This window comes from Paramagnetospirillum kuznetsovii, from assembly GCF_003284725.1.
Taxonomy (GTDB): Bacteria; Pseudomonadota; Alphaproteobacteria; order Rhodospirillales; family Magnetospirillaceae; genus Phaeospirillum; species Phaeospirillum kuznetsovii.
The window spans coordinates 1-23,440 of sequence record NZ_PGTO01000031.1; the positions used below are offsets into that span (position 1 = coordinate 1).

The 23,440-nt window shown below is 64.3% G+C and carries 26 protein-coding genes; 13 read left to right on the forward strand and 13 right to left on the reverse strand.

The window, feature by feature from the left end; all coding sequences use genetic code 11:
• Nucleotides 1-119: 119 nt before the first annotated feature.
• Nucleotides 120-767, reverse strand: coding sequence for a hypothetical protein (locus CU669_RS19720; protein ID WP_146747817.1), 648 nt, complete (start codon nt 765-767; stop codon nt 120-122).
• A gap of 128 nt (nt 768-895) precedes the next feature.
• Entirely contained in the window at nt 896-2,848 is a 1,953-nt protein-coding gene (locus CU669_RS19725; protein WP_112147309.1) for an acetoacetate--CoA ligase, read from the reverse strand.
• A gap of 147 nt (nt 2,849-2,995) precedes the next feature.
• Here CU669_RS19725 and CU669_RS19730 point away from each other — a divergent pair, with 147 nt between their 5' ends.
• Together CU669_RS19730 and CU669_RS19735 are read left to right on the forward strand one after the other, a co-directional pair.
• The gene (locus CU669_RS19730) at nt 2,996-3,301 is read left to right on the forward strand and encodes an STAS domain-containing protein (protein ID WP_112147310.1); all 306 of its coding nucleotides are present in this window, start codon (nt 2,996-2,998) and stop codon (nt 3,299-3,301) included.
• Between the two features lie 19 nt (nt 3,302-3,320).
• Nucleotides 3,321-3,794, forward strand: coding sequence for a DnaJ domain-containing protein (locus CU669_RS19735; RefSeq protein ID WP_112147331.1), 474 nt, complete (start codon nt 3,321-3,323; stop codon nt 3,792-3,794).
• On the opposite strand, the gene cobD is transcribed toward CU669_RS19735, so the two are convergent.
• The 5 genes from cobD to CU669_RS19760 form a co-directional block, all read right to left on the reverse strand.
• Nucleotides 3,763-4,785, reverse strand: coding sequence for a threonine-phosphate decarboxylase CobD (gene cobD, locus CU669_RS19740; protein ID WP_112147311.1), 1,023 nt, complete (start codon nt 4,783-4,785; stop codon nt 3,763-3,765). The genes CU669_RS19735 and cobD overlap by 32 nt on opposite strands.
• The gene (locus tag CU669_RS19745; protein WP_112147312.1) at nt 4,776-5,882 is read right to left on the reverse strand and encodes a CaiB/BaiF CoA transferase family protein; all 1,107 of its coding nucleotides are present in this window, start codon (nt 5,880-5,882) and stop codon (nt 4,776-4,778) included. Before CU669_RS19745 ends, cobD begins: the two co-directional genes overlap by 10 nt.
• A gap of 114 nt (nt 5,883-5,996) precedes the next feature.
• Nucleotides 5,997-7,022, reverse strand: coding sequence for an OmpA family protein (locus CU669_RS19750; protein WP_112147313.1), 1,026 nt, complete (start codon nt 7,020-7,022; stop codon nt 5,997-5,999).
• A 157-nt stretch (nt 7,023-7,179) separates the two neighbouring features.
• Nucleotides 7,180-7,968, reverse strand: coding sequence for a CDP-diacylglycerol--serine O-phosphatidyltransferase (pssA, locus tag CU669_RS19755; RefSeq protein WP_112147314.1), 789 nt, complete (start codon nt 7,966-7,968; stop codon nt 7,180-7,182).
• Entirely contained in the window at nt 7,968-8,675 is a 708-nt protein-coding gene (locus CU669_RS19760) for a phosphatidylserine decarboxylase (protein WP_239988811.1), read from the reverse strand. Before CU669_RS19760 ends, pssA begins: the two co-directional genes overlap by 1 nt.
• Before the next feature lie 141 nt (nt 8,676-8,816).
• On the opposite strand from CU669_RS19760, the gene CU669_RS19765 reads away from it, so the two are divergent.
• Nucleotides 8,817-9,329 carry a hypothetical protein gene (locus CU669_RS19765; RefSeq protein ID WP_112147315.1) on the forward strand — a complete coding sequence of 171 codons (513 nt, stop codon included), beginning with the start codon at nt 8,817-8,819 and terminating at the stop codon, nt 9,327-9,329.
• 89 nt (nt 9,330-9,418) lie between these two features.
• On the opposite strand, the gene CU669_RS19770 is transcribed toward CU669_RS19765, so the two are convergent.
• Nucleotides 9,419-10,447, reverse strand: coding sequence for a LysM peptidoglycan-binding domain-containing protein (locus CU669_RS19770; RefSeq protein WP_112147316.1), 1,029 nt, complete (start codon nt 10,445-10,447; stop codon nt 9,419-9,421).
• Nucleotides 10,448-10,556: 109 nt separating this feature from the next.
• Between CU669_RS19770 and CU669_RS19775 the strand changes: the two genes are divergently transcribed.
• Complete coding sequence (locus tag CU669_RS19775) at nt 10,557-11,216, forward strand: cytochrome b/b6 domain-containing protein (protein WP_112147317.1); 660 nt, start codon at nt 10,557-10,559, stop codon at nt 11,214-11,216.
• A gap of 195 nt (nt 11,217-11,411) precedes the next feature.
• Here CU669_RS19775 and CU669_RS19780 read toward each other — a convergent pair whose 3' ends face one another.
• Nucleotides 11,412-11,876 (reverse strand): cytochrome c, encoded by a 465-nt coding sequence (locus CU669_RS19780; RefSeq protein ID WP_161539745.1) that lies wholly within the window; start codon nt 11,874-11,876, stop codon nt 11,412-11,414.
• 240 nt (nt 11,877-12,116) lie between these two features.
• On the opposite strand from CU669_RS19780, the gene CU669_RS19785 reads away from it, so the two are divergent.
• The gene (locus CU669_RS19785) at nt 12,117-14,342 is read left to right on the forward strand and encodes an NADP-dependent isocitrate dehydrogenase (protein ID WP_112147319.1); all 2,226 of its coding nucleotides are present in this window, start codon (nt 12,117-12,119) and stop codon (nt 14,340-14,342) included.
• A 125-nt stretch (nt 14,343-14,467) separates the two neighbouring features.
• On the forward strand, nt 14,468-15,679 hold the full coding sequence (locus tag CU669_RS19790) for an NADP-dependent isocitrate dehydrogenase (RefSeq protein WP_112147320.1): 1,212 nt from the start codon (nt 14,468-14,470) through the stop codon (nt 15,677-15,679).
• Between the two features lie 76 nt (nt 15,680-15,755).
• On the opposite strand, the gene fliP is transcribed toward CU669_RS19790, so the two are convergent.
• From fliP to CU669_RS19810, 4 genes are read right to left on the reverse strand one after another with little or no spacing between them, the layout of a single operon-like run.
• Nucleotides 15,756-16,496 carry a flagellar type III secretion system pore protein FliP gene (fliP, locus tag CU669_RS19795; protein WP_112147321.1) on the reverse strand — a complete coding sequence of 247 codons (741 nt, stop codon included), beginning with the start codon at nt 16,494-16,496 and terminating at the stop codon, nt 15,756-15,758.
• Nucleotides 16,493-16,810 carry a FliO/MopB family protein gene (locus CU669_RS19800; protein WP_112147322.1) on the reverse strand — a complete coding sequence of 106 codons (318 nt, stop codon included), beginning with the start codon at nt 16,808-16,810 and terminating at the stop codon, nt 16,493-16,495. The genes fliP and CU669_RS19800 overlap by 4 nt, the downstream gene beginning before the upstream one ends.
• On the reverse strand, nt 16,810-17,091 hold the full coding sequence (locus tag CU669_RS19805; RefSeq protein ID WP_112147323.1) for a hypothetical protein: 282 nt from the start codon (nt 17,089-17,091) through the stop codon (nt 16,810-16,812). The genes CU669_RS19800 and CU669_RS19805 overlap by 1 nt, the downstream gene beginning before the upstream one ends.
• Nucleotides 17,088-17,438, reverse strand: coding sequence for an EscU/YscU/HrcU family type III secretion system export apparatus switch protein (locus tag CU669_RS19810; protein ID WP_112147333.1), 351 nt, complete (start codon nt 17,436-17,438; stop codon nt 17,088-17,090). The genes CU669_RS19805 and CU669_RS19810 overlap by 4 nt, the downstream gene beginning before the upstream one ends.
• Before the next feature lie 218 nt (nt 17,439-17,656).
• On the opposite strand from CU669_RS19810, the gene flgB reads away from it, so the two are divergent.
• From flgB to CU669_RS19845, 7 genes are read left to right on the forward strand one after another with little or no spacing between them, the layout of a single operon-like run.
• Nucleotides 17,657-18,058 carry a flagellar basal body rod protein FlgB gene (gene flgB / locus CU669_RS19815; protein WP_112147324.1) on the forward strand — a complete coding sequence of 134 codons (402 nt, stop codon included), beginning with the start codon at nt 17,657-17,659 and terminating at the stop codon, nt 18,056-18,058.
• A gap of 23 nt (nt 18,059-18,081) precedes the next feature.
• Complete coding sequence (gene flgC, locus CU669_RS19820; protein WP_112147325.1) at nt 18,082-18,492, forward strand: flagellar basal body rod protein FlgC; 411 nt, start codon at nt 18,082-18,084, stop codon at nt 18,490-18,492.
• A 35-nt stretch (nt 18,493-18,527) separates the two neighbouring features.
• Nucleotides 18,528-18,860 (forward strand): flagellar hook-basal body complex protein FliE, encoded by a 333-nt coding sequence (locus tag CU669_RS19825; RefSeq protein ID WP_112147326.1) that lies wholly within the window; start codon nt 18,528-18,530, stop codon nt 18,858-18,860.
• 3 nt (nt 18,861-18,863) lie between these two features.
• Entirely contained in the window at nt 18,864-19,136 is a 273-nt protein-coding gene (gene fliQ / locus CU669_RS19830; protein WP_112147327.1) for a flagellar biosynthesis protein FliQ, read from the forward strand.
• Between the two features lie 11 nt (nt 19,137-19,147).
• The gene (fliR, locus tag CU669_RS19835; protein WP_112147328.1) at nt 19,148-19,912 is read left to right on the forward strand and encodes a flagellar biosynthetic protein FliR; all 765 of its coding nucleotides are present in this window, start codon (nt 19,148-19,150) and stop codon (nt 19,910-19,912) included.
• A 4-nt stretch (nt 19,913-19,916) separates the two neighbouring features.
• The gene (flhB, locus tag CU669_RS19840) at nt 19,917-20,978 is read left to right on the forward strand and encodes a flagellar biosynthesis protein FlhB (protein ID WP_112147329.1); all 1,062 of its coding nucleotides are present in this window, start codon (nt 19,917-19,919) and stop codon (nt 20,976-20,978) included.
• Nucleotides 20,968-23,286 (forward strand): hybrid sensor histidine kinase/response regulator, encoded by a 2,319-nt coding sequence (locus tag CU669_RS19845; protein WP_112147330.1) that lies wholly within the window; start codon nt 20,968-20,970, stop codon nt 23,284-23,286. The genes flhB and CU669_RS19845 overlap by 11 nt, the downstream gene beginning before the upstream one ends.
• Nucleotides 23,287-23,440 lie beyond the last annotated feature (154 nt).

Here is a 23,440-nt window from a genome sequence, read left to right on the forward strand (position 1 = left end):
CCTCTTTATGGTCTGTTTCCAACGACCACTTTGGCGCATTGCGACGCCGGTGAGCAGGGGCCGTCCACCCCATCATCTGTGGCCCAATTCTCTTCTATCCGCTTGAATGTCGATTGGCCCTAAAACCGATACCCCAGCCCGGCGCCCAGCATGAAGCCGGACGTGGTCGGCTGATCGCTGCCGCTCAGGCGGTTGGCCTGGGCGACGCCGCCGACGCTGAAGGACGGTGTCATCTGACGCATCAGGCTGAGCGACAGGTTGAGGTCGCTCCCCGCGTCATAGGGATCGGACAGGGCGGAACTCGGCTGCAACCGGTTAAGACTGAACGACTGCGGCTTGGTCCAGACCGAATCCAGACTGAGGGCGGCGGTGCCGCCCGCGCCCAGCAAGCCGCCAGCATAGGCGGCCGAGATATTGGCCCGCGTCGCCGTGCCGTCGCTGCGCAGCGAGGACGACAGGCGGGTTTCGTTGAGCCCATAGGCCATGTAACCGCCCACCGCCAGATTGCCGCGGCCCGAGGCGAAGGGAAGCGTGAGAACGGAGGTGGCGGCCGACGGCTCGGTCACCGCCCCCAGGCTGAACCCGCCGCCGCTGATCAGCGGCAGCCGGGTCTCGCCGAAACTGGAAGAGCGCAGGGGATCATTGGCGGTGCCGATGGAGGCGCCGCCGACCACCAGCCGACTGCCCATATCGGCGGCCTGGGCCGATACCGCCCCCATCAGGGGCAGGACGACCAAAACGGCAAAGAGGCGGCGAGATAGCGCCATGATCCTAAAACCCGAAAACTCAATCACGTCATAGATATAGTCGCGCTTCGCATCTGCGTGAAGAGGGGCGGACCGCCTTGTGAGTCTTTCGAGTCACGGTGTTGCAATCTTGCATCGTTCGCCTCGGGTCAATCCCCCAGTTCGGCCCGGTCGCGGAACATGTCCAGCGCGTCGGGATTGGCCAGGGCCTCCACATTCTTGACGGCGCGGCCATGAACCAGATCGCGCACCGCCAATTCGACGATCTTGCCCGATTTGGTGCGGGGAATGTCGTCCACCTGGACGATCTTGGCCGGAACATGGCGCGGCGTGGTGTTGTCCTTGATGCGGGCCTTGATGCGCGCCGCCAGTTCGGGGGTCAGATCGATGCCGGGGCGCAGCCGCACGAACAGCACGACGCGCACGTCGCCCTGCCAGTCCTGTCCGATGACCAGGCTTTCCAGCACCTCGTCGATCTGTTCCACCTGCCGATAGATCTCGGCGGTGCCGATGCGCACACCGCCGGGATTCAAGGTGGCGTCGGAGCGGCCATAGACCACGATACCGCCGGTGGCGGTCAGTTCCACCCAATCGCCGTGGCGCCAGACGCCGGGATAGGTGTCGAAATAGGCGGCATGGTATTTCGCGCCGTCTGGATCGTTCCAGAACCCCACCGGCATGGAGGGAAAGGCCTGGGTGCACACCAGCTCGCCCTTGGTTCCGTCCACCGGCCTGCCGGTCTCGTCGAACACCTGGACCTTCATGCCCAGGCCGCGCGCCTGGATCTCGCCGCGATAGACCGGCCCGATGGGGTTGCCCAGCATGAAGCAGGAAATGATATCGGTGCCGCCCGAGATGGAGGCCAGTTGAACATCCGTCTTCACCTTGGCATAGATGTAGTCGAAGCCTTCCGGCGCCAGCACCGAGCCGGTGGAGCAGATGGCCCGCACCGATGAGAGCTTATGCGTCTTGACGGGCTCCAACCCCATCTTGGCGATGGCGTCGATCCATTTGGCCGAGGTGCCGAACAGGGTCATGCCCTCGGCATCGGCGAAGTCGAACAGGATATTGCCGCCCCTTGCGCTGGGATTGCCGTCGTAAAGCAGCAAGGTGGCCTCGGCGGCCAGCCCGGCCACCAGCCAGTTCCACATCATCCAGCCGCAGGTGGTGAAGTAGAACAGGCGGTCGTTCCGCTTCACGTCGCAGTGCAGCCGATGCTCCTTCAACTGCTGGATCAGGGCACCGCCCGCCGAATGGACGATGCATTTGGGCGCACCCGTGGTGCCCGAGGAATACATGATGTAGAGCGGGTGATCGAAGGGCAGCCGCAGGAATTCCACCGGCTTGGCGGCGAAGGGGGCCATGAAATCGGCCAGATGGACCGCCTTGGCGACGCCTGAAATATCGGCCCGCTCGGCGGTATAGGGCACCACCACCACCCGTTCCACCGAGGCGATGGCGGGCACGACCTCCGCCAGCTTGGCCAGGGAGTCGTGGGCCTTGCCGGAATAGAAATAGCCGTCGGCGGAGATCAGCACCTTGGGCGCGATCTGGCCGAAACGGTCCAGCACGCCCTGGACGCCGAAATCGGGCGAGGCCGAGGACCAGATGGCCCCCAGCGAGGACGCTGCCAGCATGAAGGCCACCGATTCCGGCATATTGGGCAGATAGCCCGCCACCCGGTCGCCGATTCCGACGCCCGCCGCCTTCAGCGCCTGTTGCAGCCGCGAGACCAGATCGTTCAGCTGGGCGAAGGACAGCCGACGCTTGACCGCTTCCTCGCCCCAGAACACGATGGCGTCGGCATCGTCCTTGCGGCGCAGCAGGTTCTCGGCGAAGTTCAGCCGCGCCTCGGGGAACCATTGGGCGCCCGGCATTTTCGCGACGTCATCCACCACCACGCTTCCCGGCCCGTCGCCGATAACGCCGACCTCGTCCCATACCAGCCGCCAGAACGACGACGGCGAGGCCACCGACCATTGCCACAGTGACGCATAATCGTCGGTTTCCGCTCCAAATCGCTGGTTGGCGGCCTTGATGAACCCTGTCAGGTTGGCGGCTGAAATTCGGGCTTCGGACGGCTGCCACAGCAGGACGGACATGACGACTCCTCGTTAACGATCATGCGTTCGTTTATTTTAGCCGGGAATCCTCAACCTGTCACGCGGCCGAAGGAGAAGCTTGCCCTGGACGAGAGTGCAGCGCACAATTCCCGAATGCCTTTCGACGCCGTAGTGTACGAGGACCGTATGAAGATCGCCATCGCCCATCAAAACGACATCCTGACGGTTACATTGGAGGGCGTTCTCGATTACACCTCCAGCAATCAAATGGAGAGCCTGATCGGCGACCTCAAGGTCATCAAGTCGTCGCGGGTGGTGTTCGACCTGGCCAAGGTGCCACGGGTGGATTCCGTCGGGCTCGGCATGCTGCATCTGGCCAAGGACACCATCTTAGAGCACGGCGCCACCATGGTGCTCAGCGGCGCCGTCGGCAATGTCCAGCGTCTGTTCGAACTGACCGACAGTTCGCAAAGCTTCGAAATACAGAAATGACAATCGTAGAGGCCGGATGATGGTCTTGCGCCTTCTTCTGGTCTGCGCCGCCCTGTTCGGCATCTGGCTGGCGCTGAAGTGGTTTTCCAAGACATCGCCGGCCAAGGCCAAGAAGGCTCTGATCGCGGTCGGTCTCGGCCTGCTGGTGGCGGCGGGAGTCGCCCTGGTGGTCACGGGCAAGCTGGCCGGACTGTTCGCGGTGGCGGCGGGTCTGGCGCCCTGGGTGGCCCGCGCCATGCGGGTCCACGGTCTGTGGCGCGGCTTCCAGCGCATGACTGGCCAAAAGCCGTCCGCCCCCCCTCCTCCGCCCGATTCCAGCACCGTCATGACCCCGGCCCAGGCTTATGAAATCCTGGGGCTGGCGCCCGGTGCCGACGAGGAGGCGATCAAGGAAGCCCACCGCCGCCTGATGCGGGCCAATCATCCCGATGCGGGCGGTTCCACCTGGATTGCAGCAAGACTCAATCAGGCCCGCGACACCCTGCTGGGATAGCGGCCAGCGCCCGTTCCAACCGGTCCAGACCGGACTGGTCATCGGGCAAGCCGAAACGCAGCAAACGAGGCCGCTCGGCGAAGGCGCGGGTCAGGATCCCGGCGCGGCCCAGGTGCTGATAGATCTCGGCCGCCCGGGAATGGCGCGCCAGTTGGAACAGGCTGGTGCCGCCGACGATCTCGAACCCCGCCGCCGTCAGGACCGCCGCCAATCGGGCAGCGGCCTCCGCCAGGCGCTTTCGCGTCGCCACGGCCCAAGCGGCATCGGACAGCGCCGTCGCTCCCACCGCCAAGGCCGGACCCGACACAGCCCACGGTCCCATCATGGCGCCTAGACGCTCGGCCAAATCGGGCTGGGCCACGGCGAAGCCGAGCCGCAAGCCCGCCAGCCCATAGAACTTTCCGAACGAGCGCAGCACCACCAGCCCCGGACAGGGCCGGGACGCCACCGAGAGGGATGGATCGCATTCGCCGAAGGCCTCGTCCACCACCAGCAAACCGCCCCCGGCCACCAGGGTCGAGGCGGTTTGCAGCAGCGTTTCCGTCGGCGTGACGCGACCGTCGGGGTTGTTGGGATTGACCACCACCACGGCGGCGGCATCCCCCGCATCGGTAAGATCGGCGACCTCGCTCACCCCATGACCGGCGGCGGCCCAGGCCCGCGCATGCTCGCCATAGGTCGGCCCCACCACCGCCACCCGTCCGGGCGCCCGCAACCTCGGAACCGCCTGGATCAGCGGCTGGCTGCCGGGAGCGGCGACAATTCCCGCCGTCTCGGGCACATCCCAGCAGCGCCGGGCGGCGGCCAGCAACGCCGCCTCCGCCGCCGCGCCCGGCAGACGGTGCCAGACCGATGGGTCCATGGCGGGCAAGGGATAGGGCCAGGGATTGATGCCGGTGGACAGGTCCAGCCAGCCCTCGGCGGGCCTGCCCCATAGCGCCTCGGCGGCGGCGAGATCGCCGCCATGCAGGGGAAGCGACGTCACCGCCATGCGGCCAGAACCGCCTCGGCACTGCGTTCCGCCAGCGGCCTGCGCATGCCGACCCGCGTACCCTCCATCAGGACGGGAAGCAGCACATCCACGATGCCGTCATCGGCCTTGTGGACGAAGCCCCGCGCCTTGTGGTGGGGATGGTCGGGCACCTCGGAGGAGTTCAGTACCGGCTCGAAGGTGCAGTCGGCCGGTTCCAGCAGCGTGGTCCATTCCGCCAGGGTGCGGCTGGCGAACAGCGCCTCCATCTCGGCGATCATGGCGGTCTGCGGCAGCGGCTCGTCGTGGCGGCCAATCCAGTCGGGCCGGTCGATGGCGGCGCAGAACGAACGCCAGAACTTGTCTTCCAGCGCCGCGATGGCGGCGAAACGGCCGTCCTTGGTGCGGTAGACGCGGTAATGGGCGGCGCCGCCGTTGATCAGGTCTTCCTCACGCATCGGGTTGGCCCAGCGCTGGGCCATGGTCAGCAGGCCGCCGGTCCAGGACAGGGCCGCCTCGGCCAGGCTGACATCGATCATGGCGCCCTTGCCGCTGGTGGCGCGGCGCAGCAGGGCGGCCAGGATGGCATTGACCGCCAGCATGGCCCCGGCATGGTCGGCCAGGGGCGGAAAGGTCATGACCGGGCGTTCCGCCGGGCCGCTGGCGGCCAGGATGCCGGTCACCGCCAGATAGGTGACGTCGTGACCCGCCCGCTCGGCGAAGGGGCCGGTGCCGCCATAGCCGGACAGGCGGCAAGTGATCAGGCGGGAATTCAGTTGCTTCAGCCGCTCGTCGCCAAAGCCCAGACGGCCCAGCACGCCGGGGCGGAAACCATCCAACAGCACGTCGGCCGCTTCGAGCATTTGGGCGAACAGCCGCTTGCCCTCGTCGCTCTTGAGATCGAGGCGGACCACCGTCTTGTTGCGGTTGGCCAGTTTGTAGAAAGCGGTGGTGCCGTCGGCGTCCACCGGCCCCATCACCCGCATGGGATCGCCCGCCGGGCCTTCCACCTTGATGACCTCGGCGCCCAGATCGCTCAGCCACATCGTGGCCAGCGGACCGGGGATATACATGGAGAGATCGAGGATTTTTAGACCGGCAAGGCACTCTGACAGCATGGCACGCTCCCGAGGGTTGGTCCGACCAGAGAAGCAGGACCGTTCCTTCCCCACAAGCGAAAAGGGCCCGGCCTTGCGGCCGAGCCCTGATCTTGCACCTGATGCGTCGCCGGATTAGGGCAGCACGATCTCGACGCGACGGTTCTGCGGCTCGCGCACGCCGTCGGGGGTCGGGACCATGGGCGAGGTCTTGCCCTTGGCGACGGTCACGATCTGACCGGCGGGAACACCTTGGGCGATCAACTGAGCCTTCACGGCGTCGGCGCGCTTTTGCGACAAGGCCTGATTGTACTTGCTCGAACCGGACAGATCGGTGTGACCGGTCAGGTCGATGCGGGCCGAACCGTTGGACTTGGCGGCGGCGGCGGCCTGCTGGATGACACGCGAGGCCTCGGGGGTGACGACGGACTTATCGAAGTCGAAGAACACGATGTAGTTCTTCGCCACCATCGGCATGGCCTTGGGCGCCGGGGCGGGAGCCGGAGCAGCCACCGGAACCGGGGCCGGAGCGGGCGCCACGGCCGGGGCGTTGAACTTGTAGACGACGCCCAGCAGCACGGCGTGATCGTGGTATTCGCTGGTCAGCTTGGCGTTGTTGGCGGATGCCTTGGTCTCGTAATCCAGGGTGGAGAAGTAGCGATACTGGCCCTTCAGCTCCACATTGCTGGTCACGTCGTAGCCGACACCGGCGAAGCCCTGATAGGCGAACTGGTAGTCCGAGCCCTTATAGGCATTGGCGCCGCTCTGCTTGACGGTGCCGTCGTCCAGATAGGCGCCGCCGATGCCAAGGCCGACGAAGGGATGCCACTTGGACTGGGGCAGGAACTCATAGACGCCGTTGACCATGGTGGCCAGGGCAGAGACGTCGCCGCTGCCGGTGGCGCCGCCGACCTTGCTGATGCCGCTGGAGCGGTAGCTGACTTCGCCTTCCACCCGCCAGGGGCCGAAAGCATAACCGACCTCGCCCTGAACCAGCCAGCCGGCGTCCTGCTCGCTCTTCAAGCTGCTGGTGCCGCCGCTGTTCTTGGAATTCTGCAACATCTGGGCACCGGCGTCGGCGCCGACATACCACTCGGCCTGGGCGATGGCCGGGATCGCGGCAATCACCGCGGCGGCGATAATGGTCTTGAAGTTGCGCATGGTCGAATTCCTTCAGGGGATTGGCATCAAACGAATTTGCTGTTCCCTATGTAGCGCTGTCGCGATTCCGCGACAAGGCGCCAGCGAATTTCGCCGCCACTTCCCGACGAGGTGTTGCAGCAAGGCAACAGTGTGACCGCAAAACTATGCCAAAGGATTATGATGGGGCCGACGTTGCCGCCTCGGCCCGATCGGCCTGCGCCTTCAATCGCGAGAACGAGCGCACCGCGAAGGGGATGGATGCCATATAGCCACAGCCCAACAGCGACAGGGTCAGCCACGGCTCGGTCACCATGAAGGCCGCCATCAGGCCCACCACCAGCAGGATCGGCAGCACCCATTTATGGGGGATGCGCACCTTCTTGAAGGAGTAGGTGGGAAGCTTGCTGACCATCAGGAACGAAACGCCCATCAGGAACATGGCCACCACCATGGGACGGTCGAAGAAACCGCCGCCGAACTGGATGGTCAGAGCCAGCGGCAGCAGAACCATGCCCGCCGCCGCCGGAGCGGGAACCCCGGTAAAGAAGTTATAGGCGTAGGGCGGCAGGTCGGGCTCGCCGATCATGGTGTTGAAGCGGGCCAGACGCAGCGCGCAGCACACCGAGAACAGCAGGACCAGCGCCCAGCCGAACCCCCCGGCGCCGCGCATGGTCCAGAAATACAGGACCATGGCGGGCGCCACCCCGAAGCTGACGAAATCCGACAAAGAATCCAGTTCCGCCCCGAACTTGGACGTGCCCTGCAACAACCGGGCGACGCGACCGTCAAGACCGTCCAGCACGGCGGCCAGCACGGTGGCGACCACCGCTTCCTTCCACATGTCATGCATGGCGAAGCGGATGGAGGTCAGCCCGGCGCACAGCGCCAGCAGCGTCAGGATATTGGGAATCAGCTTGTTGATGGACAGGCCGGGAATGCGGGGCGCCCTGCGGGGACGAAACATCAGCGCACCTCGCCCAGCCGCGCCGGTTCCATTGAATTCAGGTCGGCCAGCACCGTTTCGCCGGCCAAGGTGGTCTGCCCCAGCGACACCATGGGCTGGACACCGGCGGGGAAGTAGACATCCACCCGCGAGCCGAAGCGGATCAGACCGAACCGCTGACCGGCCTTGACCTCCTGGTCGTCCTTCAAATCGCATTTGATGCGCCGCGCCACCAGCCCGGCAATCTGAACGAAGGCCACGTCGCGACCGTCGGCGCGGGTCATGCGGACCGACATGCGCTCGTTGTCGGCGCTGGCCTTGTCCAGCGAGGCGTCGAGGAACTTGCCCGGCTGATAGGCGGTCTTGACCACCTTGCCATCCACCGGAACGCGGTTGATGTGGACCGAGAACACGCTCATGAACACCGAGACCCGCATGCGCGGCTCGTCGCCCATCTCCAGTTCGGGCGGCGGCGCCGTCATGCCGATCATCTGGACCACGCCGTCGGCGGGACTGATCACCAGGCCGTCGCGCACCGGGGTCACCCGGTCGGGATCGCGGAAGAACCAGGCGCACCAGCAGGTCAGCACGAAACCCAGCCATCCCAGCGGCGCCCAAGCCTGCCCGAGCAGCAGCGCGACCACGCCGAACAACGCCACGAAGGGCCAGCCCTCGCGGTTGATGGGGAACCACAGATACTTGGTCAACGAGATTTCGTGAGCTTGCACTTAGCGATTCTCCAGATCATCCGCCACGTCGCGGACCGACAGAACACCCGACCTTATACAACCGGTCTTTTGGAATTTCATCCCGAACCGCGTCGTGCTAGTCATGATAATACCATGTCGAGAGTCACATCGACGGCGAGAATGTCAAAGACCAAATCATTTACACTGGGCGGAAAGCCCCTGCCGGTTGATCTGCACACGGTCTGGACGGACGATGCTGGGCAGGCGCCGACTCTCGGCGACGGCGCCATCACATTCGATTTCGGCGTTCGCGACATCCGGTTCGTCGCCCAGTTGGAACAAATGGCGGGCGACGCCCATGTCAAGCTGGTGGGGGATTTGGGCCCCATGCCGTTCTCGGCGGAATCCCCCGCCGCCCGAATGGGGCTGGCCCGTATCGTCGAGGCCGCCAACGAGCATCTGGGCGAGTGCCTGTTCCGGGTGACCCAGGGCCGCTTGCTGCTGGGACACGATTTGGCCATCCCCATGCCGGTGGACGCCACCGGGCTGGTGACCGAGATCACCCGCTTCCTGGTGCCGACCCTGCCTTACGTGGAACTGGTCGCCATCTATATCCGGCCACCGCTGGCACCGTCGCGGCCGGGCGAAAGCGCCCTTCGGCCGGAATGGCGCAAGCGAAAGCTTGGTGTCTGATACCGCCCGTCATTTGAAGTGACCCTCGGGCGGGCGAGACGCCCGCGCTCCAAACGACTCGCCGCTCTGGGAGCGCGGCCCTCCGGCCGCTAGCGGCTGGGAACGCTGAACACCTGACCGGGATAGATCAGGTTGGGGTCACGGATGCGCTCGCGGTTGGCCTCGAAGATCATGGTGTATGCGACACCCCGGCCATAGAGCCTGCGCGCGATGCGCCACAGGGAATTGCCCGGCGCCACCACCACGCCCACCGATCCGACGCCCAGTTCCTCGCCCGGGGTCCAGATCACTTCCATGCGCGCCAACACCTTGCCCTTGTCGCCGATCAGATCGGCCCGCAGGGTATGCTTGTCGCCGCCGGGCTTGGCGGCGGATACGCGCCAGTTGCCATCGGAATCGGCGTCCGCCTTGCCGATCAGGGCATTGTCCAGATAAAGGAACACCTTGCCGTCGGCCGGTGCCTTGCCGCCCACGAACAGCCGCCCCTGATCGTCGTGATCGACCACGTCCAGGGAAATCAGGCTGGTCACGGTGCCCGCAGGCCCTTGCAGCAGGCGCGAGCCGCCGCGACGGGTGGTTTGAATGGCCAGCGCCGGGCCCTTGCCGCGCTCGGGCACCACCAGCACCACCGGCTCGCCGGATTCCACCGTCGTGCCGTCGGGATTGACGGCGCGCAACCGTAATTCCCGCGATCCCGGCGGTAGCGCGCCCGATGGCAGGAACACCCATTCGCCGCGCGCATCGGCGGTCACCTTGCCCAGTTCGGTGCCGCCATCGATGATGGTCACCACCGCACCCGGCATGGCCCGACCGGCGATGACCGAATCGCCGTCGGCGGCGATGCGGACCACATCGAAGGATGGTTCCTTGGCAACGGCACTGGCGGCGGGCGGGTTGGCGACCACGGCCTGGGAAATGGGAGCGGCGGCCGTCACCGGCTCCTCGCGCTCGTGCAACAGGGCGAGAACCAAGGCCACGGCCGCCACCGCCAACCCGATCAGGGCGATGATGGTCGGCCGATTGGACGGCTCGTCGCGCGGACGCGGGGGCGGCCCACCCCGAGAGTGGGAAACGGGGGGATGGGGATCGGGCGGATTGGTTTCGGCTGCTGGCTCCATGACGCCACCCTAGCAGCCCCAGGAAAAACTGTCACGGCCCCACATCCGCCACCTTGACCGGCGGGATGACGGCTGGAACAGTGAGGCTTCGTCCAAGGAGAAACCGCCGATGACCGAGTCCGCCCCCGTCAAGCCCGTCGTGGTGTGGGATCTTCCCATCCGCCTGTTCCACTGGTGTCTGGCGGCATTGGTGGCGGTGGCGTTGGTCAGCGGCCATCTGGACAAGCTCACCCCTCACATGAAGGCCGGAACGCTGATCCTGGCCTTGTTGCTGTTCCGCCTCGGCTGGGGCGTGGTCGGCAGCCCGACCGCCCGCTTTGCCCAATTCGTCGGCGGACCGGGGCGAATCCGCGCCTATCTCGACGGCACCTGGACGGGACTGGGCCACAATCCGCTGGGCGCGCTGTCGGTTCTCGCCATGCTGGCGCTGCTGCTGGTCCAGGCCGGGTCGGGCCTGTTCGCCACCGACGACATCGCCACCGACGCCCCCTTGGCCTGGATGGTGTCGTCCGCCGTCACCAAGCGGCTGTCCACCCTTCATCGCCTGGGGTCATGGGCGGTGGTGGCCTTGGTGGCGGCCCATCTGGCCGCCATCGCCTTCTACCGGATCAAGAAAGGCAAGAATCTCGTGGCTCCGATGATCTCGGGACACGGCGAGCCGGACCTTCCCTGCGCGCCCCAACGCCTTGCCAGCCCCTGGCTGGCCTTGGCGCTGGCCGTCGCGGCGGCCGCCCTGGTCTTCGGTGCCCTGGCGGCCTGGGGACGCTAAAGCTAGGGCCAATCGACATTCAAGCGGATAGAAGGGAATTGGGCCACAGATGCACACAGATTCCCGCTGCGCGGGACACAGATAAGGAAATACCTCAATTCATCTGAGTTTATCTGTGTTCATCTGTGGCTAAAATTCCTACGAGACAGATGTTCCGGCCAGAAATCAGCCGAATTCCCTGAATGTCGATACTGCCTAGTCCTTCTTCAGTTCCTCGTGGCAGCCCTTGCACAGCTTGCCCACATTGGCGGCCTGCGCCTTCAGCGCGTCGGGACCGACCTTGGCGGCATCGGCCAGCTTGGCCGTCTCCACCGCCAGCGCCTTCCAGCCATCGGCGAACTGCCCGGACTTGGCGCCGAAGGCCTCGGCCTTGGTGTCCGAGTGGGGCAGCGATTCAGTGCCCTTGGCCCAGCCGATGGGCGCGACCTTGACCAGCATGGCCAGATTGGCGGCCAGATCGGCGGCGTTGGGCGGCAGATCGGCCTTGCCCGCCGCGAAAGCGGCGATGGGCACCCATTGGGACTTCACCGCCTGCATCAGGCCTTGGCGCAGTTTCAGCAGATCTTCCGGCTTGGACTGTTGGGCGATGGCGGGCAGGGCGGCGGCGCCGATGGCGACGGCCACGAAGGAGGCAAGGACGGTCTTGGCGAAATGGCGCATGGGGTCTTCCCTGAGTAGAAAGTGAAGCCAATGGATCGAGTATGGAACGCCGATGCTCGGTTTCATAGTGGGGATTCACCCTATCCTGCCCGTTTCCCATCCCAACGAGTGGGATTCCGGCTTGCGTTCGCCGCCCCGAATGCTATCGTCCCCGGCTGTCCGATCAAGGCACCCACGAGGGTGTTCGGACGTGCTCCACGGGTGTGTAAGGCACTGGCATCAGCGAGGGGGGTAGAAGACATGACGACCGCGAAAATCATTTGGACCAAGGTTGACGAAGCGCCTGCGCTGGCGACCTACTCCTTGCTGCCCATCGTCGAGGCCTTCACCAAGGCCGCCGGTGTTTCGGTGGAAACCCGCGACATCTCGCTGGCCGGGCGCGTCATCGCCAATTTCCCCGACAGCCTGACCGCCGCCCAAAAGATCAAGGACGAGCTGTCCGAGCTGGGCGATCTCACGCTCAAGCCCGAAGCCAATATCATCAAATTGCCCAATGTCAGCGCCTCGGTGCCGCAGTTGAAGGCGGTCATCAAGGAATTGCAGTCCCAGGGCTACAAGCTGCCCGACTATCCCGAGGACGCCAAGACCGACGCCGAGAAGGACATCAAGACCCGCTACGGCAAGGTGCTGGGCTCGGCCGTCAATCCGGTGCTGCGCGAAGGCAATTCCGACCGCCGCGCCGCCGCCTCGGTCAAGCAATACGCCCGCGACAATCCCCATAAGATGGGCGCCTGGGCCGCCGCCTCACAATCGCATGTGGCCCATATGGAGCACGGCGATTTCTACGGCAGCGAGAAGTCCGTGACCGTCGAGAACGCCACCGACGTGAAGATCGAATTTCACGGCAAGGATGGCTCGATCCATGTGCTGAAGGCCAAGACCAAACTGAAGGCGGGCGAGGTCATCGATGCCGCCGTCATGAGCGCCAAGGCGCTGCGCGCCTTTTATGCCGAGCAGATCGCCGATGCCAAGTCCCAGCCCGGCCTGCTGTTGTCGCTGCACCTCAAGGCGACCATGATGAAGGTCTCGGACCCCATCATGTTCGGTCATGCCGTCACCGTCTTCTTCAAGGACGTGTTCACCAAGCATGCCGCCGTCATCAAGGAGCTGGGCGTCAACGTCAACAACGGCTTCGGCGACCTGATCGCCAAGCTGGACAAGCTGCCCGCCGCCAAGAAGGCCGAGATCGAGGCCGACATCAAGGCCGCCTACGCGAACGGCCCGGCCCTCGCCATGGTCAATTCCGACAAGGGCATCACCAATCTGCATGTGCCGTCCGACGTCATCGTCGACGCCTCCATGCCCGCCATGATCCGTGATTCGGGCCGCATGTGGGGCACCGACGGCAAGCTGCACGACACCAAGGCCATGATCCCCGATCGCTGCTATGCCCGCATCTATCAGGTGGTCATCGCCGACTGCAAGACGCACGGCGCCTTCGACCCCAAGACCATGGGCAGCGTCCCCAATGTGGGTCTGATGGCCCAGAAGGCCGAGGAATACGGCTCCCACGACAAGACCTTCGAGATGGCCGCCGACGGCCTGGTCCGCGTGGTGGATGAAAACGACACGATCCTGCTGGAGCAGAAGGTCGAGGCCGGTGACATCTTCCGCGCCTGTCAGACCAAGGACGCCCCCATTCAGGATTGGGTCAAGCTGGCCGTGACCCGCGCCCGGCTGTCCAAGACCCCCGCCATCTTCTGGCTGGACAAGCACCGTGCCCACGACGCCCAGATCATCGCCAAGGTGGAAAAGTATCTGAAGGACCACGACACCAAGGGCCTCGACATCTCCATCAAGTCGCCGGAGGAGGCCATCGCCGTCTCGCTGGAGCGCATCCGCAAGGGCCAGGACACCATCTCGGTGACCGGCAACGTGCTGCGCGACTATCTGACCGACCTGTTCCCCATCCTGGAACTGGGCACCAGCGCCAAGATGCTGTCCATCGTTCCGCTGATGGCGGGCGGTGGCCTGTTCGAGACCGGTGCCGGTGGCTCGGCCCCCAAGCATGTGCAGCAGTTCGAGGAAGAGGGCTATCTGCGCTGGGACTCGCTTGGCGAATTCCTCGCCCTGGCGGTGTCGCTGGAGCATCTGGCCCAGACCTTCAAGAACCCCAAGGCGCAGGTGCTGGCCGACACCCTGGACAAGGCCAATGGCAAGATCCTCGCCAACAACCGCTCTCCCGCCCGCAAGGTCGGCGAGCTGGACAATCGCGGCAGCCATTTCTATCTGGCGCTGTACTGGGCCCAGGCCCTGGCCGAGCAGACGGCGGACAAGGAGATCGCCGCCCGTTTCGCCCCCCTGGCCAAGGTGCTGACCGAAAACGAAGCCAAGATCAACGCTGAGCTGATCGCGGCGCAAGGCAAGCCGGTGGACATGGGGGGCTACTACCACCCCGACTTCGACAAGACGTCGAAGGCCATGCGCCCCAGCGCCACGCTGAACGCGGCCCTGGCCGCCGTCTGAGACCGAGAAGACCGGCGAGGGGGAATTTCCTCTCGCCGGTTCTCTTTTATCCGCCGCCATGAGAGCCGGAGAAGGGGACTTCTCCGGCAGTGTTGTTGGGATATTCGTGAGCCGAGGTGCCCGTAATGAAGAAGATTAAGGTCGTAAATCCCATCGTCGAGCTCGACGGCGACGAGATGACCAGGATCATCTGGCAGTTCATCAAGGACAAGCTGATCCTTCCCTATCTCGACGTCGATCTGAAGTACTACGATCTGGGCGTCGAGAACCGCGACAAGACCGACGACAAGGTCACCGTCGATTCCGCCGAGGCCATCAAGAAATACGGCGTCGGCGTCAAATGCGCCACCATCACCCCCGACGAAGCGCGGGTGAAGGAATTCAACCTCAAGAAGATGTGGAAGTCGCCCAACGGCACCATCCGCAATATTCTCGACGGCACCGTCTTCCGCGAGCCCATCATCTGCAAGAACGTGCCGCGTCTGGTGCCGGGCTGGACCAAGCCCATCGTCATCGGCCGTCACGCCTTTGGCGATCAGTACAAGGCCACCGACTTCACCGTCCCCGGCCCCGGCAAGCTGACCATCAAATTCGTCGGCACCGACGGCGAGACCATCGAGCACGAAGTGTTCGACTTTCCTGGCGCCGGTGTCGCCATGGGCATGTACAACCTGGACGAATCCATCTACGGCTTCGCCCGTGCCTGCCTGAACTATGGGCTCCAGAAGAAGTGGCCGGTCTACCTGTCCACCAAGAACACCATCCTCAAGGCCTATGACGGTCGCTTCAAGGACATCTTCCAGGACGTGTTCGAGAAGGAATTCAAGGCCGAATACGACAAGCTGGGCATCACCTACGAACACCGCCTGATCGACGACATGGTGGCTTCGGCCCTGAAGTGGTCGGGCGAATTCGTCTGGGCCTGCAAGAACTATGACGGCGACGTCCAGTCCGACACGGTGGCGCAAGGCTTCGGCTCGCTGGGTCTGATGACCTCGGTGCTCATGAGCCCCGACGGCAAGGTGGTGGAGGCCGAGGCCGCCCACGGCACCGTGACCCGTCACTACCGCGAGCACCAGAAGGGCAAGGAGACCTCGACCAACCCCATCGCGTCCATCTTCGCCTGGACCCGTGGGTTGTTCTACCGCGCCCAGTTCGACAAGACCCCCGAGGTGGCCAAGTTCGCCGAAACCTTGGAACAGGTCTGCGTCGAGACGGTGGAAGCCGGCTTCATGACCAAGGATCTCGCCATCCTGATCGGCCCCGGCCAATCCTGGCTGACCACCCAGCAGTTCCTCGACAAGCTGGACGAGAACCTGCAGAAGAAGATGGCCTAGGTAGGCTTCCTTCGGCGAAAGCAAAACCCCCGCCGGGATCGCTCCCGGCGGGGGTTTCCTTTTGGCGGATCGGCGGCTATCCGAAACTCTGCACCAAACTTCCCACCACCAGGAACCAGCCGTCCACCATGACGAAGAAGATCAGCTTGAACGGCAGCGAGATCATGGCCGGTGGAATCATCATCATGCCCATGCTCATCAAGATCGAGGCGATGACCATGTCGATGATCAGGAAGGGCAGGAAGATCAGGAAGCCGATCTCGAAGGCGCGGCGCAATTCGCTGATCATGAAGCCGGGAATCAGCGCCTTGAGCGGCACATCCTCGGGATTGACCACTTCCTTGGCCTTGGACAGGTCCATGAACAGTTTCAGGTCCACCGGCCGCACATGCTTCATCATGAAGGCGTGGAACGGCTTCATGGCGCGCTCGAAGCCCTCCATCTCGTCCAGGTGGCCGTCCATCACCGGCTGAATGCCGGTCTCCCAGGCCTTTTCGAAGGTGGGCGCCATGACGAAGGCGGTCATGAACATGGCGAGGCTGACCATCACCGTGTTGGGCGGCGCCTGTTGGGTTCCCAGCGCCTGGCGCAGGAAGCCGAACACCACCACGAAACGGGTGAACGAGGTCACCATCACCAGGATGGACGGCGCCAGCGACAAGATCGTCGTCAACGCAACCAGTTGGATGATGCGGGACGTGGCGCTGGCGCCGCCGCCGCCCAGGTCGATATTGAGGGACTGGGCCAGAACCGGACCGGCAATCAGGGCGGTGACGATGCCGGACGCGACGGCGACGCAGAGGCGCAGGCGGCTCATGATCCAGCCTCGGGTTGGGGTTTGGGCAATTGGAAACAGGGCGCCGCGCAATTGCGCTCGATGACCAAATCCCCCTCGGCGCCCAGCAGCAGCAGATGTTCGCGGTCGTCGCGCCGGACCAGGACCAGACGGCGCTTGCCGTCCAGGGGCAACGCGTCCACCAGGGCCAGCCGTCGGGCGCCGGACGCTCCCCGAGCGGGCCGGGGCAAGACAAGCCCGCCGCCCCACCGCCGAACGGCCCAGGCGACGAAGAAGATGGCGCCGAGAACCAGGGTCAGCGACACCAGAAAGCGCAGATAGGTCGAAGCGTCCATCAGTGTTCCGAATCCAAGGCCTGCCGGTCCGGCTCGGGATCATAGCGGTACCGGATGTCGGCGGCCAGCAAGTCGAGATCGGCGATCAGGGCTTCCATGTCGGAGCGAAGCGTCTTGCCGTCTTCCAGGCCGAGATCGATGACGCTGCGGCAGATGCCCTTGACCTTGCCTTCCAGCGCCGCCAGATCCACCATGGTTCCGGTAGCCAACAGCCGCCGGGCGGTGCCGACCAGGGAAACCGCCTTTTCCAGTTCCTGGCGGACGGAATCGGTGCCGGTCATGGCGTGGCCGCCGAGGGAAACGGCGCGGCGCGGCCATTGGCGCGATAGACATAGGCCAGGATCTCGGCCACCGCCACGAAGGCCTCCACCGGAATGACGGTGTCCACCTCGACGGCGGCCAGCACTTCGGCGAGATCGGGATCGGTGCGGACCTTGACCCCATGGGCGAAGGCCAGTTCGAGAATCTGTTCGGCGACGCTGCCCCGGCCCGAGGCGGTGACGGTGGGAAGCTGAGGCTGATCGGGGTCATAGTGAAGCGCCACCGCCACCGGTCGCCGTGCACGGCCCTTTTGGCCGTCCCGCGCCTCGGCGTCGCCTTGCTCGTTCCACAAATCCTTGCCGCCCATGGCCCACCATCGGATAAGGTCGGCATCGCGCCGTCCGGACTCCAAGCTTGGCCGTCCGCGCTTAAAAAACATTTAAGTGGCGGGCATCATAATAGGGGCCATACCGGAGTCCAATCCGGCCGCTTTACCGTTTCTTAAGCGCGCCGCGCCATACTGACCAAGGACGGATGGGTCCGTTTCCCGGCGACAGGCGAACGGCGACCGCAAGAGGTTCCTCGATGTACGAAGATCTCGGCATTTTCAAGATGACCAAGGCCCAGATGGACTGGCTGGCCCAGCGCCAGGAGGTCTTGGCCGGCAATATCGCCAACGCCAATACGCCGCGCTATCTGCCCAAGGATCTGAAGCCGCTGAACTTCAAGGACGTCCTGGCCGGCAGCGCGTCGCACCCCGTCACGGCCGCGGCCACCAATGCCAAGCACATCGTGCCGGAGATGGGCCCCGACCCCTTCAAGGCGGTCACGCAGCGCAAGACCTACGAATCCACGCCGGACGGCAATTCGGTCATCCTGGAAGAACAGATGGCCAAGATGGGCGAGGCCAGCACCAGCTTCAACGCCGCCGCCAATCTGTTCCAGAAGTATCAAAAGATGCTCCGCACCTCGATGGGCAGCCGTTGAGCCGCCGACGCTAAGAGGGTTTTATGGACGAACTGACCAAAAGCACGCAAATCGCCATTTCCGGCATGAAGGTCCAGTCCCAGCGGCTACGCGTCGTGTCGGAGAATCTGGCAAACTCCGATTCTACCGCGCAATCGCCGGAAGGGCTGCCCTATCGCCGCAAGGTGGTGACCTTCCGCAACGAATTGGACCGCGCCACCGGCATCAATTCGGTCAAGGTCGACAAGGTCCGCCCCGATTCATCGGAATTCCAGCGCCGCTTCGACCCCAAGCATCCGGCCGCCGACCGCGACGGCTATGTGCTGGCACCCAACGTCAATCCGCTGATCGAGATGATGGATATGCGCGAGGCCCAGCGTAGCTACGAGGCCAATATGAACGTCATCAACACCTCGCGTACCTTGTTGTCGCGCACGGTGGACATGCTCCGCTAGAGCGCCGCCCCGTGATCTGCTAGGATTTCCAGGCCATGACCGATTTCGCCAGCGCAATCTCTGCCTACCGGAACGCCGCCAATCCGCTCGCCGGATTGGACAAGAAGGAATCCGCCTCGGCCGAGGAGACCGGCGGCGGCCGTGATATCGGCACCGATTTCGTCAGCGTGTTGAAGGATGCCACCAAGATGGCCATCGGCACCGCCAAGGGCGCCGAGCAATCCTCGCTGGCCGCCGTGGCAGGCAAGGCCGATATCCGCGAAGTGGTGGCCGCCGTCGCCAATGCCGAACTGACCTTGGAAACCGTGGTCAATGTTCGCGACAAGGTGATCAACGCCTATAACGAAATCCTCCGCATGCCGATCTGACACATGACCGAGGCCGAACTCCTCGATCTCGCCCGCGTTTCCATCATGACCATGATCAAGGTGGCCGCGCCCATGCTGCTGGTCGGCATGGCGGTCGGCATTCTGGTCTCCATCTTCCAGACCCTGACCCAGTTGCAGGAGCAGACGCTGACCTTCGTGCCCAAGATGATGTTGGGATTTGGATCCATCATCATCTTCATGCCCTACATGCTTCAAACCATGACCGATTTCTGGAAGATGATCCTCGATCGCATCATCGCCGGCGGCCCGGGTTAGCGGTTCCCAGCGTGCTGAGCGAAATCCTCCAGCTCGACATCTTCCGCTTCATGATGGCCTTCGCCCGCATCGGTTCGGCCTTGATGCTGTTGCCTGGTATCGGCGGCCATCTGGTCAGTATCCGCATCCGCATGTGGATTGCCCTGTCGCTGGCCTTCCTGATGCTGCCGGTGGTGGGCGCGGCCATTCCTTCCATGCCCAAGAGCGTGGGTGGCATCCTGATGCTGACCTTCGGCGAGATCGTCATCGGTCTGTTCCTCGGCACCGTCGTGTCTTTCGTCATGTCGGTGCTCAGCCTTGCCGGTTCCATGATCGGCTATCAGACTGGCCTGACCAACGCCTTCTCGTTTGACCCCATCGCCCAGCAGCAAAGCCAGCTTCTGACCGGCTTTCTGTCCAATATCGGATTGCTGGCCATCTTCGCCACCAACCTGCATCATCTGATGTTCCAGGCCATCGCTGAATCCTACGATCTGTTCCATCCGGGCCAGCCCCTTCCCTGGGGTGACTTCACCGAGACCCTGTCCCATCTGGTCACCGAGACGTTTCGGCTGGGGCTGCAGTTTTCCGCGCCGCTGGTCGTCGCGGGCCTGATCTTCTACACCGGGCTAGGCCTGCTCTCGCGGCTGATCCCTCAATTGCAGATTTTCTTCATCTCGCAGCCGATTCAGATTCTGGTCGGCTTTTGGATGTTCATGGCATCGCTGCCGATGATCACGACGCTGTTCCTGAAATTCTTCGAGGACAGCCTGATCCCTTACCTGCCGCCGAGGTAAGGCCATGTCGGACGAGGACAAAACAGAAGAACCAACAGGCCGAAAACTCAGCAAGGCGCGCGAGGAAGGCAGTGTCCCGCAATCCCAGGAAATCAAGTACTGGGCAAGCCTTTTGGGCGTCCTGATCATCTTGTCGCTGATGAGCAAATCCATCAGCCGCGACGTGGTCCAGATGATGCTGCCCTTCATCGACCACCCTCACGCCTTCATCATGGAGCCCGAGATCCTGGGCAATGTCCTGGTGGCTCAGGTCAAGGGCTTCCTCCTGGTCATGATGTTGCCACTGGCCCTGGTCATGATCCTGGGCATCGCCGCCAATGTGTCCCAGGTCGGGCTGATGTGGAACGCCAAGGCCTTCGCGTTCGACCTCAGCAAGCTGAGCCCCGGCGGCGCTTTCAAGAAGATCTTCTCGGGCCGCAATCTGGTGGATTTCGGCAAGTCCGTGATCAAGCTCGTGGTCATCGGCTACATCATCTATCTGGTCATCAAGGCAAGGGTCGGCGATTTCGTCGCCCTGGCCGCCGTGGACATCTTCGCCATGCTCGCTTATCTGCGCAGCGAGGCGGTGCGGCTGACCTTCATCGTCCTGATCATCGTCACCGTTTTGGCCGGCGCCGACTACGTCTATCAGCGGTGGGCCTTCATGCAGAAAATGAAGATGTCGCGCCAGGAGATCAAGGACGAGAACAAGGACGTCGAAGGCGATCCCATGATCAAGAGCAAGCTGCGCTCCTTGCGCATGCAGCGGGCTCGCCAGCGGATGATGGCCGCCGTGCCCCAGGCCGATGTGGTGGTGACCAACCCCACCCATTTCGCGGTGGCGCTGAAATACGACATGGACGCCATGAGCGCCCCGGTCCTGGTGGCCAAGGGCGCCGATCTCATCGCGCTGCGCATCCGCGAACTGGCCGACGAGAACGAAGTGCCCATCGTCGAGAACCCGCCTTTGGCGCGGGCGCTGTTCGCCACCGTCGAACTGGACCAGGAAGTGCCGCCCGAACATTACAAGGCGGTGGCCGAAGTGATCAGCTATGTCATGAAGTTGAAGGGCCGCCTTGCAAACTGACACCATCATCTGGGCGCTTTCCGCCGCCTCCGCCTTGTCCGCGGCGGCGATCCTGCGGCTGGCCTGGAAGAGCCGCGGAGCCGGTCGGGCGGCAGCCAATGCCGCCGCCTTGGCCGGAAGCCTGGAGTCGGAAACCCGCGCCGTGCTGGTGATCGTCGGCGCGACCGAGCTCTACCGCAATCAAATCGGCCGCCGGTTGTTGGGAGCAGCGGGAGACCCCCTGGCCGAAATGAAACGCCGCGCCGCCGACGACGACCGTGCCCTGGCCGATCTGGAGCGATTGGATGCCGCAGCCTCGGTGGGGGCCAACCGCCGCGCCGAGGTGGGTCTGCCCGCCGCGGGCGGCGGCAAGGAGTGGTTCTCCCTGGAGGTGCGTCCCGCCGGTCAATCCGGCGCCGTGGCGTGGATCGCCGAGGATGTGTCCGCCCGTCGCGCCATGGAGGAAACCCTGCGGCGCGAGAATGAACTGCTGTCCGATTTCGTGGATTTCCTGCCGGTGGGCTGCTATTCCGCCGATGCCGACGGCACCGTGCGCTACGTCAACCAGCGCCTCGCAGAATGGCTGGGCAAAAGCGGCGACGAGATCGTCGGCCACAATCTCGAGGAAATCTTCGGAACCGTCCCCAATCCCGAGGAAGAGCGCGCCGAGTTGCGCCTGCGCGGGCGCGGCGGCGACGTATTCCAGGGGCTTGTGGCCCACTCCGTCTATGACGAAGGCGGCGAGATGTTCACCCGCTCGGTGGTGGTGCGCGATCTGGTGCCCGAACAGCAGTGGGAAAAGGCGTTGCGCGCCGCCGAACGCCGGTTCCGCTGGCTGTTCGACGATGCCCCGGTCGGCATCGCCCTGGTGGACATGGACGGCGCGGTCGGCGCCTGCAATCTGGCCCTGCAGGCCATGCTGGGCATCGACCGCGACGACATGATCGGCCGCGCCGTCGCCAATATCATCGCCGAGGAGGCACGGCCCCAGGCCGCCGAGCAATTGGCCAAGGTGCTTCAGGGCTCGCAACCGGGCACCCATCTGGAAGTCAAACTGCGCGGCCGCCGCGACCTCATCGCCCAGCTCTTCGTCAGCCCCAGCCATGAGGACGGCGATATATCCGGCCTCGTCATCCATTTCATCGACGCCACCGAGCAACGCAATCTGGAAATCCAGTTCGCCCAAAGCCAGAAGATGCAGGCCATGGGCCAGTTGGCGGGCGGCGTCGCCCACGATTTCAACAATCTGCTGACCGCCATGATCGGCTTTTGCGATTTGCTGCTGCAACGGCACGGGCCGGGCGATCCCAGCTTCGCCGATATCATGCAGGTCAAGCAGAACGCCAACCGCGCCGCCTCGCTGGTGCGCCAGCTTCTTGCCTTCTCGCGACGTCAGGCCTTGCAGCCCCGACTGCTCAACGTCACCGATGCCCTAGCCGAGTTGTCCAATCTGCTGCGTCGCCTGCTGGGCGAGACCATCGAGTTGAAGATGATCCACGGCCGTGCCCTGGGGCTGGTCCGCGTCGATCCCGGCCAGTTCGATCAGGTCATCATCAATCTGGCGGTCAATGCCCGCGACGCCATGCCGGGCGGCGGCACGCTGACCATCCGCACCAATGCGGTGACGGTGGACAAGCCGACCCAGCGCGGCCCCGAGTTGATGCCCGCCGGGGAATACGTGCTGTTGGAGGTCTCCGATACCGGCACCGGCATCGGCAAGGACAATATCGCGCGGATCTTCGAGCCGTTCTTTTCCACCAAGGAGGTGGGGGCTGGCACCGGCCTCGGCCTGTCCACCGTCTACGGCATCGTGCGCCAAACCGACGGCTTCATCGTGGTGGAAAGCGAGCCCGGCCAGGGCGCCGCCTTCTCCATCCACTTGCCCCGCATCGACGCGGCCCCGGCCAGCGAGACCAAGCGCCCCGCCCCCCAGTCCGAGAGCGAAGGCGGCGACCTGACCGGAACCGGAGCCATCTTGCTGGTGGAGGACGAGGACGCGGTGCGGCTGTTCGGCGCCCGTGCCCTGCGCAACAAGGGCTATGCGGTCATCGAGGCGCGCTCGGGCGAACAGGCCATGGAAGTCCTGCACGGCGACGACAAGATCGATGTTTTGATCTCCGACGTGGTCATGCCCGGCATGGACGGCGTCACCCTGGCGCGCTTCGTGCGCATGGAGCGCCCCGCCATCAAGGTGATCCTGATTTCCGGCTATTCCGAGGATGTGGCCCGCGACGGCATCGACCCCGACGCCGGTATCCACTTCCTGCCCAAGCCCTTCTCGCTCAAGCAATTGGCCGGTGCGGTCAAGCAGGTGATGAGCGGAGAGTAGGGCCAATCGACAGTCAGGGAATTCGGCTGATTTGTGGCAGCAACATCTGTCCAGCAGGAATTTTAGCCACGGATAAACACAGATAAGCACAGATGAAGTGAGAGATTTCCTTATCTGTGTCCCGCGCAGCGGGACTCTGTGTGCATCTGTGGCC